Below are 12298 nucleotides of genomic sequence, written 5' to 3' on the forward strand. Positions count from 1 at the left end.
AGGCTTGCCCGCGAAGACGATCTGGCAGTCAACTGTAGTGTTGAATGTTATGCCCTCTTCGCGGGCAAGCCTCGCTCCTACAGTTGCGGGGTGATGACGAGATCTCGTTCAGATCCCCTGGCTACGCAACCAGCTCATCAACTGCGGTAACGGAAACGCCCCGCTCTGACGCGCCACTTCCCGGCCGTTCTTGAACAGGATCAGACTCGGAATCGAGCGAATCCCCAACTGCGCCGACAATTGCTGATTCGCCTCGCTGTCCAGCTTGGCCAGCCGACACTTACCCGCCAATTGCCCTGCCGCCTGCTCGAACACCGGCGCAAACGACTTGCACGGCCCACACCACTGCGCCCACACGTCCACCAGCAGCGGCAGATCACCCTTGATCTGACTGGCGTAATCGCCTTGCTTCAATTCGAACGGCTTGCTCAGCAGGACCTGGGCCTTGCAGCGGCCGCACTTTGGATGGTCGTTGAGGCGTTCGGCGGGGATGCGGTTGAGGCCGTTGCAGTGGGGGCAGGGGATGAGGAGTGGGTCGGTCATGGTCGGAGCTCTGAATGTTTGGGCTGTCTAAAACTGATTTGGAGTCGCACGCTACGTTTATCAAGACAACACAACCGGGCAGGCACGGTGATGCTCACATATTCGGGAGAAACAAACGGTGTCGCGGTTTGTAATCAGGTACGTAGTTTTGATATTGAGCAGCGTGTGCGCGACGGCTCAGCCAGGTTCATTGAGCGACTTGATGACGTTACGATGGCAGACATCGTTGCTCGCGTCGTCAGTGCCATGGATCCCCTGGACTGACCAGCATCACGACGAACAACTGATCTCCAAATGTTTCCCCCACTCCGGCGGCCGCTCGGCGTAGCTTTCCATCCCCGCTTGCTCGTCGAATGGATTGCTCAACACCTCATGCAGTCGCCGAACCTCTGAATAGTCGCCGCTCTCTGCCGCGTCGATGGCTTTCTGCGCCAGGTAGTTACGCAGGATGTACAACGGATTGACCGCGTGCATCCGCTTGCGCCGCTGCTCCTGATCTATCTCGCCTTCGCGGGCAACCCGGGCGACATACAGCTCGGCCCAGGCATCGAAGCCTTTGATGTCGACGAAGTCATCGCGCAAGCGGGCGACGGCCAATTCCGGTGATTCATCCCCCAGGCGACGGAAGAACAAGGTGTAATCGACGCCGCTGTTCTGCATCAGTTGCAGCAGGTGTTCCAGCAGTTTCTGGTCATCGTCTTCAGCGGTGGTGAGGCCGAGGCGGCGGCGCATCAGGTCCAGGTAGTGGGCCTGGTACAGCGGCAAGTACAGGCCAAGGGTTTCGCGCAGGGCGTCGACGCTGATGAACGGCGTCAGTGCCTGGGCGAGGGCGCTGAGGTTCCACTGGCCGATCGGCACCTGGTTGCTGAAGGAATACCGGCCCTGATCATCCGAGTGATTGCAGATGAAATGGGCGTCGAAGTCGTCGAGAAAGGCGAACGGTCCGAAGTCGAAGGTGATGCCAAGGATCGACATGTTGTCGGTGTTCATCACGCCGTGGCAGAAGCCGTACGCCTGCCATTTGGCGATCAGCTCGGCATTGCGTTCGACGATTTCGCGGAACATCGCCAGATACGGTTCCGGTTGTTCCAGGCACTCGGGGAAATGCATGGCCAATACGTGCTCGCCGAGTTCTTTCTGCTTCTCGGGGCGTTTGGTGTAGTAGAAATATTCGAAATGCCCGAAACGCACATGGCTCGGCGCCAGGCGCAGGACCATGGCCGCGCGTTCCTGCTTCTCGCGCCACACCGGGGTGTCGGAGCCGATCACGCACAGGGCGCGGGTAGTCGGGATGTTCAGGGCATTCAGTGCTTCGGAGGCGAGAAACTCGCGGATCGACGAGCGCAGTACCGCGCGTCCATCGCCCATGCGCGAAAAGGGTGTCTGACCGGCGCCCTTGAGGTGCAGGTCCCAGTGTTCGCCGGCCTCGTTGTAGACCTCGCCCAGCAACAAACCGCGACCGTCGCCCAGCTGCGGGTTGTAAGAACCGAACTGATGCCCGGAATAAACCATCGCCCTCGGGACCGCATCCGCCCAGAGCTTATGGCCGCTGAACAGCTCGGCGAACTCCCGGGTGTCGGCCACGGCCGGGTCGAGGTCGAGCAACGCCATGGCTGCTGGGCTGGCCACCACCAGGCGCGGGTTGTCGATGGGCTCGGGCAGCACATGGGCGGAAAACGTATCGCCCAGGCGGGCGAAGCGATTATCGAAGGTCAGTTCGTCGAGAGGTTTCAACGGCCATCTCCAGCAGAATGTCCGAGCATTCTGCTAGGGATAGGGCCGTTAGTCGAGTTTGGTGGGCGGCGGCTCTTGCGGCGCCTTGCTATCCACCAGCGGCGCGATGGTTTTGGATTCGGGATCGATCGGTACCATTTTGTATTCCTGGCCTTGAAGGTTCTTGAGGTAAACCTCCATCTGCCGGAACGAGATGTTGATGTGCTGCTTCTTGAACTCGCGATTGATGAAGCGGTTGACCTCGTCCAGCACCGGGTTGCGGTCACCGAGGTCACGCACGTGCATGCGCAACTCGTGGTCGAGGGTGCTTTCGCCGAAGTTCAGGAAGTACACGTGGGGTTCCGGGTCTTTCAGGACGCGTGGGTTATCGCGCGCGGCTTTGAGCAGCAGCTCTTTCACCAGGTCCAGGTCCGAACCGTAATCGACGCCGAGCTTGAGGGTCACCCGGGTAATGGTGTCGGTCAGGGACCAGTTGATCAGTTGCCCGGTGATGAACGTCTTGTTCGGGACAATGATGTCCTTGCGGTCGAAGTCGGTGATGGTTGTGGCGCGGATACGGATCTTGCTGACCGTGCCCGACAGGTTGCCGATGGTGATGGTGTCGCCGATCCGCACCGGGCGTTCGAACAGAATCATGATGCCGGAGATGAAGTTGGCGAAGATCTCCTGCATGCCAAAGCCGAGGCCGACCGACAACGCCGCCACCAGCCATTGCAACTTGTCCCAGCTCACGCCGAGGGTGGACAGGGTAGAGACGAAACCGATGCCGGCGATCGCATAGGACAGCAACGTGGTCGTGGCATAGGCGCTGCCCTGCGCCAGGTTCAACTTCGACAGCACCAGCACTTCCAGCAGCCCCGGCAAGTTGCGCGCGAGGGCGAATGTGATGCCGATGATGATCAGCGCGCCGAGCATGTCGCCGATGCTGATCGGCACCATACTCATATTGGCGCCGGTGCCGCTGGTGTATTCGTAGAGGGTGACGTTGTCCAGGTACGAAAACACCGAAATCAGATCGGACCAGACCCAATACAGCGCCGCGATGAAACCGCCCAGCAGTGCCAGGCGAATCAGTCGCAGGGACTGTTCGTTGACCTTCTCGATGTCCAGCGTCGGCTCTTCGATCACCGCTTCGCCGTCGCCGGCCTCTTTCGCCGCCTGGCGTTTGGCCAGGGCGCGTTGGTAGGCCAGGCGTCGTGCCGCCACGCTGAGGCCACGAACGAACGTGGCTTCGATCACCAGCCAGAACATCAGCAGGTAAAGGGTGTTGATCAACCGGTCGCTGAGCTTCAGCGCGGTGTAGTAGTAGCCGAAGCACACCGCCACGAACAATGCCACGGGCAGGATGGTAAACAGGACCCCGACTGCTTTGCGGAACAGCGAAGCGTTCTGGTGCGTCGGGCTGCTGACCAGCAGACGGCTGAGCAGCCAGGCCATCAAGGCGTAGCAGGTCAGCACCACGGGCATGCCGAGCACGTCATCCGCCAGCGTCGAGGGTTGCAGTTCGGCCACCGCCACCACGGCGACCAATGCCATCACCACCAACCCGAGTCGGCGGACCCAGCCCTGAAGGAATTCGACCTGGGGTTTTTCCCAGCGGAAATGCAGTTCAGCCACGCCGCCCGGCGCGAGAATCCGGTAAGCGGTGTAGAACACCAGCCAGGCCTGGGCCATTTGCAGCAGCGCCGCGCCCATGTTGGCGTTCTGCCCGCGGGCGTCGATCTGCAGGGCCAGGCCGCACAAGGCCAGGCCCAGCGAGACCGGCATCGCCAGCAGAATATTGATCAAGATGGCCTGCGGCGTGTGCCATTGGCTGTCACGCTTGAAGTGGCCGATGTCCTGGTGAACTTTGCTCAATCGGGCGTACAGGCTTTTACGCCGCCACAGCAGGGCGCCGATCAGCAACACCAGGGGCAGGAACAACAACGGCCGCTGGATCAGGCCATCGCTCAATTCGCTCAGGCTGGAAGCCCACGGCAGCGTGGTGACCTGCCGTTGCAAACGCTCCGGTACGCCGTGCATCCATTCCAGATCCAGCGGCTTGTTGCTGGGGATCCAGAACATCTGCTCATCGAGCGTCGCCCGCAGGCTTTGCGTGGTACTGAGCAGTTGCTTCTGGTTGAGTTGCAGGGTGATGGATTGGTTGAGCACCGCGCTCAGTTCGCGGTTGAGGCGCTCCAGCAGGTCTGCGCGGGTGGTGGCCAGCTCCAGCAGGCTCTTGCGCAGCTGCGGGGTGACTTGCTCCGGCGGTTGGGTCGCCAACAGATTGTCGACGTAGGTTGCCGGGTTGTTGAGCAGCTCCCGTTGCTGGCTGACTTCGAATTGAAACAGGCGAATGTCGGCGATCTGGTCAGCGAGGTCGCGGTCGAGCTTGAGGCGCGGCAGGGCCGCCTTCTGTTTGTAGAGAATCTTGGAGAGCAGCAGGCTGCCCTTGAGTACGCTGATCTGCTCGTCCAGGGCCGAATCGCTTTGGGTCACGCTGTCCAGTTGCTGCTTGGTTTGCAGGTTTTGCTGGGTGATTGCGTTGAGGCGGTCGGTGTTTTTGAGCAGGTAGTCAGAGAGTTTCAGGTTCGCCGCGCTTTCGGTGGCCAGCAAGCTGCTGCTGCCGGATTTCTGCGCTTCGATGGATTGTTGGGTGACGGCCTCTTGGGAGTGGGCCAAGCGCTTCTGATTGATCAGGGTCTGCAACTCCTGGATTTCCTGATCCAGGCGATCGGTTTTTTCCGTGAGCAAATCATGCTGGCTGTTGCCCAGGTCCTGCAACTGGCTGTTACCGGCCAGCTCCTCGCGGCGCAGCGGGATCAAGGCATTCAGTGCCGCAAGCTCGGCGTTGAGCTGGTCACGCTGTTCGCCGCTCAACGCTTTGCCGTTGTCTTTGCCGGCCTTGAGAATGTTGTTGATCTGCTGGATGCGCGTCTGGCTGGTGGAAATTTCAGCTTGGGCGCGCTCGGGTCGTGTCTGGGCGGTAATCACCAGACTGTTGGCGTCGGCCAGTGCTTTCTGCAGATCGCTTTGCTGGGTCGAGCGCTCGGTGAGCACTTGCTCGAGCTGCTGGACCGACTGGTTGGCGTAGCGCTGCGCAACTGGCTGTGCCTTGCTGGCTTTCAGCCGCGCCAATTCCCGCTGGTTCTCGATGTTCTGCTTGGGAGCGGTGGCCAGTTGCTGCTTCAGATCGATCAATTTCTGATCGTAATCGCGTTTGTTATTGAGCTGAGTCAGCGTGTTTTGCAGGATGCCCTGCAACGCTTTTTGATCCGCTTCCGGCAGTTTGCGATCGGCGATCTTGTCCAGACTCGCCTGCACGGCTTCGCTGGTCGGCGGTCCAGCCGCTTGCAACGTACCGACAGAAAGACTCAAGCCCAACAGGGCCATGATGAAAAAAGTGCGCAGGGTTGGCATAGAGACCGATCGAAAACGAGACGAAGGTTGGAGTTTAGAGGAACAAGCCCGGGCCGGGGCGACTTCCTTCGGGGAATCTGACGCCCACTTTGCCGATCTTGTTCCCTTCCATGACCGCAACGGTCCAGATGGTGTTGTTCCACTCCACCTGGTCACCGACGACGGGAGCACCGCCGACTTTCTGGGCAATGAATCGGCCCAGGGACATGTCTGGATCGATGCCTTCGACTTTCAACCCGTACAGTGCCGCAACCGCGGCCAGCTGGGCGTCTCCTTCGAGCACGAAGTCGCCGAAGAAGCGCAAATCGAGGCCGCGCTGCGGTGCCTGACTGAAGAGCTTTCCGAGGGCTGGAAGATTGTGCTCGTGGCCGATCACACACAGCAAATCATCGACTTCGAGCACCGTACTACCCGACGGATGGAGCAGTTGCTGACCACGAAACAGAGCGGCGATACGCGTGCCGTCGGGCATTTTCAGCTCGCGAAGGGGCGAACCGATGCACCATTTCTCGGCGCCGAGGCGATAAACGAACAACTCCCACTCGCTGGTAACGTGCACTTCCAACGCTGCGCGAGAGATCGGTGCCGGCTCCGGCGGAACGGTCACTTTCAAAAGTTTCGCCACCCACGGCAGGCTCGTGCCCTGCACCAGCAGCGACACCAGCACGATAAAGAAGGCAAGGTTGAAGTAGAGCTGGGCATCCGGCAGGCCGGCCATCAGCGGGAACACCGCCAGAATGATCGGGACCGCGCCGCGTAGGCCGACCCAGGAAATAAACGCCTTCTCGCGGCCATGGAACGCCTTGAACGGCAGCAGGCCGACCAGCACCGACAGCGGCCGTGCAAACAGAATCATCCACAGCGCCAGACCCAGCGCGGGCAGGGCGATCGGCAACAGGTCATGCGGCGTCACCAGCAGCCCCAGCACCAGGAACATGCCGATCTGTGCCAACCAGGCCATGCCGTCGAGCATGTGGAGAATGCCGTGGCGGCTGCGCACCGGACGATTGCCGATCACCAGGCCGCAGAGGTAAACCGCCAGGAAGCCACTGCCGTGCAGGGCGTTGGTCAGGGCGAAGACGGCCAGGCCGCCGGCAATCACCAGAATCGGGTAGAGGCCGTTGGCGAGGTTGATCCGGTTGACCAATTGCAGCATGACCCAGCCACCGCCGAGGCCAATCACGGCCCCGATGCCGAATTCACGCACGAAATGCCCGAGCAGGCTCCAATGCAGGCCCGTCTGGCCGCTGGCGAGCATGTCGATCAGGGTGACGGTGAGAAACACCGCCATCGGGTCGTTGCTGCCGGATTCGATTTCGAGGCTGGCAGTCACCCGTTCGTTCAGGCCTTTACCGCCCAGCAGCGAGAACACTGCCGCGGCGTCGGTCGAGCCGACGATGGCACCGATCAGCAAACCCTGGATCATGTTCAGGTTGAACAGCCAGGCGGCGGCCATGCCGGTCAGCGCGGTGGTGATCAACACCCCGACCGTGGCCAGCGACAACGCCGGCCACAACGCCACGCGAAAGCTGGATACGCGGGTGCGCAAACCGCCATCGAGCAGGATCACCGCGAGGGCGAGGTTGCCGACCAGATAAGCCGTGGGATAGTTATCAAAGATAATGCCGCCGCCGTCGACGCCGGCGGCCATGCCCACGGCGAGGATGATCACCAGAATCGGGATGCCGAGGCGCGAGGAAAGTGAGCTCACCAGAATGCTCGCACCTACCAGCAACGCGCCGATCAAGAACAGGCTGTTGATGGTCGTCGCATTCAAAGGCAGTACTCCAGAAAGCTGAAAGGCGGGCACAAACTGACCATGCAGTCTGCGTGCCAGCGATTCTAACCTGTTGAAATGTGATGCTGTCAAAAAGCTTTTGCAGCAGCGACAACGTCACCGAGATTGAGCTTGATCCCTGTGGCGAGGGAGCTTGCTCCCGTTGGATCGCGCAGCGACCCCGAAGAGGCGGCGCGGTGAATCAGATTCAACGCGCAGGCTGATTGGCGACTGCTTCGCAGCCGAACGGGAGCAAGCTCCCTCGCCACAGAGAAGGTGTCGGCGGTTAGAGGCTAAACCGCCCAACCATGTTGTTCAGGTCCAGCGCCAATCGCGACAACTCATTGCTCGCCGCACTCGTCTGATTCGCCCCGGTCGCCGATTGCACCGACAAATCACGGATGTTCACCAGGTTGCGATCCACTTCACGGGCGACCTGCGCCTGTTCTTCGGCCGCGCTGGCAATTACCAGGTTGCGCTCGTTGATCTCGACAATGGCACTGTTGATCGTATCCAGCGAAAGACCTGCCCCGCGGGCGATGTTCAAGGTCGATTCAGCACGTTCGGTGCTGTTGCGCATCGAGTTCACCGCATGTTCGGTGCCGCTCTGAATGCTGCCGATCATGCGTTCGATCTCGCTGGTCGACTGCTGAGTGCGATGCGCCAGTGCACGCACCTCATCCGCCACCACTGCGAAGCCACGTCCGGCTTCACCGGCACGCGCGGCTTCAATCGCTGCGTTCAACGCCAGCAGGTTGGTCTGGTCAGCCAGGCCACGGATCACGTCCAGCACCTTGCCGATGTCACGGGACTCGTTGGCCAGATCACCAATCAAGGTCGCGGTGCTCTGCACATCGGCGCTCATGCGTTCGATGGCGCTGACGGTTTCCTGCACCAGGTCACGGCCGTCACCGGCCGAGGTGGTGGCGTTCTTCGAGGCTTCGGACGTGCTCACAGCGTTACGCGCGACTTCTTCCACGGCGCTGGTCATTTCATTGACAGCGGTGGCGGCCTGTTCGATTTCGTTGTTCTGCTGGGTCAGGCCACGGGCGCTTTCGTCGGTGACGCTGTTCAGTTCTTCAGCGGCGGACGCCAGTTGCGTAGCCGAGCCGGAAATCCGCTGCAGGGTGTCGCGCAGCTTTTCCTGCATCTTCGACATGGCCAGCAGCAAGCGGCCGGCTTCGTCATCGCCATCGACATGAATCGGGCGAGTCAGGTTGCCTTCGGCGATTTCTTCGGCCGCGCTCAAGGCGTTGGCAATCGGTTTGGTGATGCTGTTGGTCAGGAGCCAGGCGAACAGCAAGGTCAGGCCGCTGGCAAAGACCAACAAGGTGATGACCAGGTTGAGCGACGTTGAATACTGTTCGCCGGCCCGGGTGTCGGTGACTTCGATCTGTTGCGTATTGATCTCGAGCAACTTGCCCAGTGCCGCGTTGACGGCCTCGGAGTTGGAGAGCAATTCGCTATTGAGCATTGTGCGCAGTTCATCGACCTGATTGTTGCGCGAGAGCGTCTTCATCCGGTCTTCAAGTTGGCGGTATTGCGCCAGCAACTGCACGTACTGATCGTAGGCGGCACGCTCTTGCGGGCCCTCGATCAGCGGTTCGTAGACTTTCTGCGCGTCACGAATCTGCTGATTACGCAGATCGAACAGCTCGAAGGTTTTCTGCTGCACGTCTGGTTCGCGGTTCACCAGCAAGCGGTAGGACAGCACCCGCAGGCGCAGGGTCAGTTGAGTGAATTCGTCCAGACTTTTGATGCTCGGCACGCTCATGGAGGCAATGTCTTCGCCGGCGCCGCGAATCTTGCTCATCTGGTTCAAGGCAAACACCCCCAGAACCAGCATCAAACCGCCAATCAGGGCGAAACCGAGGAACGCCCGCGGTGCGATATTCATATTACGAAGGGACATGGTGTTTACCAAAGTGAGCGCACCCGTGCGGCGCTGAAGCTGACGTATGGGTGACTTATCGGTCATACGACTAAAGTCTTGAGGGCCTGCGCGTTTTTGTCGCACAACCGCTCCGGCGACGAAGTGCAGGAACCAGATCCGCCAATCACAGTCTTTAAAGCTCGCGAGGAAGGTCGCCCGCCAGGAAAATCAAGGCCTTGCGTCCCAATAACCCTGGCATCGGTGGTGACTTTTCTTTATCGTACGCGCCCTTTGAAATGCTTGGAAAATCAAAATGTTGGAAGCATCCCTTAGTCAATTGGAACAGCTGGTCAGCGACCTGGTGCAACAGAACCAGACCCTGCTCGCCACCAACCAGACCCTGAGCACAGAACTGGCCCAGGCCAAGGATGAAAACGAAAGCCTGCAACTGAACCTGATGGAACAGGAAGAGAAACAAGGCGCCACCGCAGCCCGCATCCAGGCCCTGGTTGAGCGCGTCAGCGCCGGCCCGGTCAGCGCATGAATCACGGCGCCGCAGGGGTAAAAGTCGTCTCGATCCTGGGGGAGGACTATTCGATCAAGGCGCCGGCCGGGGAAGAGCAAACCCTGCTGGACGCCGCGATGATGTTGAAAGCTGCCTTGGCCGACACCAAAAGGAAGTACCCGACACTGATCGGTGACCGACTGCTGGTATTGGCTGCGATGAATCTGTGTTCCCAGCAGATCGAAATGCAAAAGCAGCACAAGCAGGAACTCGACCGTTACCAAGAGCAAGTCAGCGCCACGGTTGAAGTGATCTCCAAGACGATCAATCAAGCCTGATCGGCTTTGCGCACAACCAAAGAATAAATTGTCGGTTTAGTTGTATACAATCGGCACGGCTGTTGCAGTGTTTCAGCCTCTTATTCTTTGGGGGTGCTCCATGCAGTTCTGGCGACGCAGTATTCAATGGCAGTTGATCCTCAGCATGGGCACCGCCCTGCTGGTCAGCATCCTGATCGTGGTTGGCATTTATACCCTCGTGGTCAACCGCCTTGCCCAGAGCTATCTGGTCGAGCAGGCACTGCCGTCCAGCATCGAAGCGATGCGCAACGACATCGAACGAATCCTCGTCCAACCCCTCACCGCCGCCAAGGACATCGCCAGCAACAGCATGGTGCGCGACTGGTTGGCCGGAGGTGAAAACAGTGCCCAGACCGCCGCGTTCGTCCAGTATCTGGAAGGCATCCGTGCCGAACACAAAGCCTTTACCGCGCTGATCGTCGGCACGGCTTCAAACCATTACTTCACTGAAAAAGGCCTGGACCGGACCCTCAGCCGTACCAACCCCAAGGACGCCTGGTTCTACGCGTTCCTCGACAGTAACCAGCCACGCACCCTCAATATCGACAATGACACCGCGACCGGAGAATTGGCGTTGTTCATCGACCTCAAGGTCGAGCAGGCCGGTAAAGTCGTGGGCGTTGCCGGGCTTGGGTTGAGCATGAAAGAACTGTCGGAGCTGATCCACAACTTCAACTTCGGTGAGCGCGGCAAGGTCTATCTCGTGCGTTCCGATGGTTTGATCCAGGTTCACCCTGAGGCGCAGTTCAGCGGCAAGCGCACGCTGGCCGAGCAAATCGGCGCGCCCGCCGCACAATCGGTCATGGGTCAAAAAGTTGCCACCAACAGCAGCTTTGTCCGCGATGGCGAAGATTATCTGGCGTTGAGCCTGCCGTTGCGGGATCTGGGCTGGACCCTGGTGGCCGAAGTGCCACAGTCGCAGATCTACGCCGAAGCCCGTCGCGCCATGTGGATGAGCAGCGGCATTGGTCTGGCGGTGGCGCTGGTGTGTCTGTTGCTGGTGGTATTACTGGCCCGTGGCCTGGTGCGACCGATCCGTCAGGTAACAGCGGCGCTGGTGGCCATTGGTAGCGGTGGTGGAGATTTGACCCACCGGTTAGATTCCAGCCGCGCCGATGAACTGGGTGACCTGGCGCGGGGCTTTAATCGATTCCTCGACAGTCAGCGCGAGATGATCGGTGAAGTGCTGACCACCAGCGAGCGTTTGCGCACGGCGGTCAGCCAAGTGGCGAAGGTCGTGGACAACACCGCCGAACGCTCCGGTCGTCAGCAGGAAATGACCGATATGGTCGCCACCGCTGTTCATGAGATGGGCCTGACCGTGCAGGAAATCGCCCAGAACGCGGGTAACGCCGCGGTCGCTTCACAGAACGCTCGCGATGAAGCGATGCAGGCGCGGGAAGTGGTCGGTGGGTCGATCCGGCATATAGAAAGCATGTCCGACGAAATCGGCATCGCCGCCAGTGCCGTCGGCGAATTAGCTGATCAGGTCGCATCCATCGATCAGGTGCTGGCAGTGATTCGCGGGATCTCCGAGCAAACCAATTTACTGGCACTGAACGCGGCCATCGAAGCCGCACGGGCCGGAGACATGGGCCGTGGATTTGCGGTCGTGGCGGATGAAGTGCGCACGTTGGCGCGGCGCACGCAGTCGTCGACCGATGAGATCCAGCAGATGATCGGCAGCCTCAAGCAGGGCGCGGAGAATGCGGTTTCATCCATGCACTCCGGGCAGGCAGCAACAGGCACCGGCGTGGAATCGAGCCAGCGCACTGGCGCGTCGTTGACGGCGATTACCGGTCAGGTCGAGCGCATCAGCGACATGAACCATCAAGTGGCGACGGCCACGGAAGAGCAGTCGGCAGTGACGGAGGAGATCAACCGCAATGTGCAGGGCATTTCCGATTTGGCCCGGGCGACGGCAGGGGAAGTCAGGGCTTGTCGCGAAGACTGTCAGACATTGCAGCGGTTGGCGGATGATCTGGCGCGGCAGATGGGTGGGTTCAAGCTGAGCTGATAAATATGTTGTTTGTGCTGACGTCATCGCGAGCAGGCTCGCTCCCACATTGGATCTGTGAACACTTGACCCTGTGGGAGCGAGCCTGCTC

Annotated in this window: 8 protein-coding genes; 3 read left to right on the forward strand and 5 right to left on the reverse strand. The window is 60.2% G+C overall.

The window, feature by feature from the left end:
• Positions 1 to 108 precede the first annotated feature (108 nt).
• The 5 genes from trxC to QMX98_RS26390 all read right to left on the reverse strand — a co-directional run bounded on the left by trxC (position 109) and on the right by QMX98_RS26390 (position 9365).
• Positions 109 to 543 carry a thioredoxin TrxC gene (trxC, locus tag QMX98_RS26370; RefSeq protein WP_010464355.1) on the reverse strand — a complete coding sequence of 145 codons (435 nt, stop codon included), beginning with the start codon at positions 541 to 543 and terminating at the stop codon, positions 109 to 111.
• Between the two features lie 270 nt (positions 544 to 813).
• Positions 814 to 2277 (reverse strand): protein adenylyltransferase SelO, encoded by a 1464-nt coding sequence (gene selO / locus QMX98_RS26375; protein WP_282411599.1) that lies wholly within the window; start codon positions 2275 to 2277, stop codon positions 814 to 816.
• Positions 2278 to 2325: 48 nt separating this feature from the next.
• Positions 2326 to 5676, reverse strand: a complete 3351-nt coding sequence (gene mscK, locus QMX98_RS26380; RefSeq protein WP_010464350.1) for a mechanosensitive channel MscK — start codon at positions 5674 to 5676, stop codon at positions 2326 to 2328.
• Between the two features lie 34 nt (positions 5677 to 5710).
• Positions 5711 to 7453, reverse strand: a complete 1743-nt coding sequence (locus QMX98_RS26385) for a potassium/proton antiporter (RefSeq protein ID WP_010464348.1) — start codon at positions 7451 to 7453, stop codon at positions 5711 to 5713.
• Positions 7454 to 7739: 286 nt separating this feature from the next.
• Positions 7740 to 9365: a methyl-accepting chemotaxis protein gene (locus QMX98_RS26390; protein WP_282411600.1), complete on the reverse strand. Its 1626-nt coding sequence runs from the start codon at positions 9363 to 9365 to the stop codon at positions 7740 to 7742.
• 274 nt (positions 9366 to 9639) lie between these two features.
• On the opposite strand from QMX98_RS26390, the gene QMX98_RS26395 reads away from it, so the two are divergent.
• From QMX98_RS26395 to QMX98_RS26405, 3 genes are all read left to right on the forward strand, one after another.
• Positions 9640 to 9870 carry a hypothetical protein gene (locus tag QMX98_RS26395; protein ID WP_010464345.1) on the forward strand — a complete coding sequence of 77 codons (231 nt, stop codon included), beginning with the start codon at positions 9640 to 9642 and terminating at the stop codon, positions 9868 to 9870.
• Entirely contained in the window at positions 9867 to 10169 is a 303-nt protein-coding gene (locus QMX98_RS26400; RefSeq protein ID WP_010464343.1) for a cell division protein ZapA, read from the forward strand. The genes QMX98_RS26395 and QMX98_RS26400 overlap by 4 nt, the downstream gene beginning before the upstream one ends.
• A 100-nt stretch (positions 10170 to 10269) precedes the next feature.
• The gene (locus QMX98_RS26405; RefSeq protein WP_010464341.1) at positions 10270 to 12207 is read left to right on the forward strand and encodes a methyl-accepting chemotaxis protein; all 1938 of its coding nucleotides are present in this window, start codon (positions 10270 to 10272) and stop codon (positions 12205 to 12207) included.
• Positions 12208 to 12298: the final 91 nt, after the last annotated feature.

Origin of the sequence: Pseudomonas sp. PS02303, from assembly GCF_029959925.1 — a bacterium.
Taxonomy (GTDB): Bacteria; Pseudomonadota; Gammaproteobacteria; order Pseudomonadales; family Pseudomonadaceae; genus Aquipseudomonas; species Aquipseudomonas mandelii.

What these genes read in the sequence shown, in the direction of transcription:
- trxC (WP_010464355.1), bottom strand. Translation starts at nt 543, where the DNA reads ATGACCGACCCACTCCTCATCCCCTGCCCCCACTGCAACGGCCTCAAC.
- mscK (WP_010464350.1), bottom strand. Translation starts at nt 5,676, where the DNA reads ATGCCAACCCTGCGCACTTTTTTCATCATGGCCCTGTTGGGCTTGAGT.
- QMX98_RS26390 (WP_282411600.1), bottom strand. Translation starts at nt 9,365, where the DNA reads ATGTCCCTTCGTAATATGAATATCGCACCGCGGGCGTTCCTCGGTTTC.
- QMX98_RS26395 (WP_010464345.1), top strand. Translation starts at nt 9,640, where the DNA reads ATGTTGGAAGCATCCCTTAGTCAATTGGAACAGCTGGTCAGCGACCTG.
- QMX98_RS26400 (WP_010464343.1), top strand. Translation starts at nt 9,867, where the DNA reads ATGAATCACGGCGCCGCAGGGGTAAAAGTCGTCTCGATCCTGGGGGAG.
- QMX98_RS26405 (WP_010464341.1), top strand. Translation starts at nt 10,270, where the DNA reads ATGCAGTTCTGGCGACGCAGTATTCAATGGCAGTTGATCCTCAGCATG.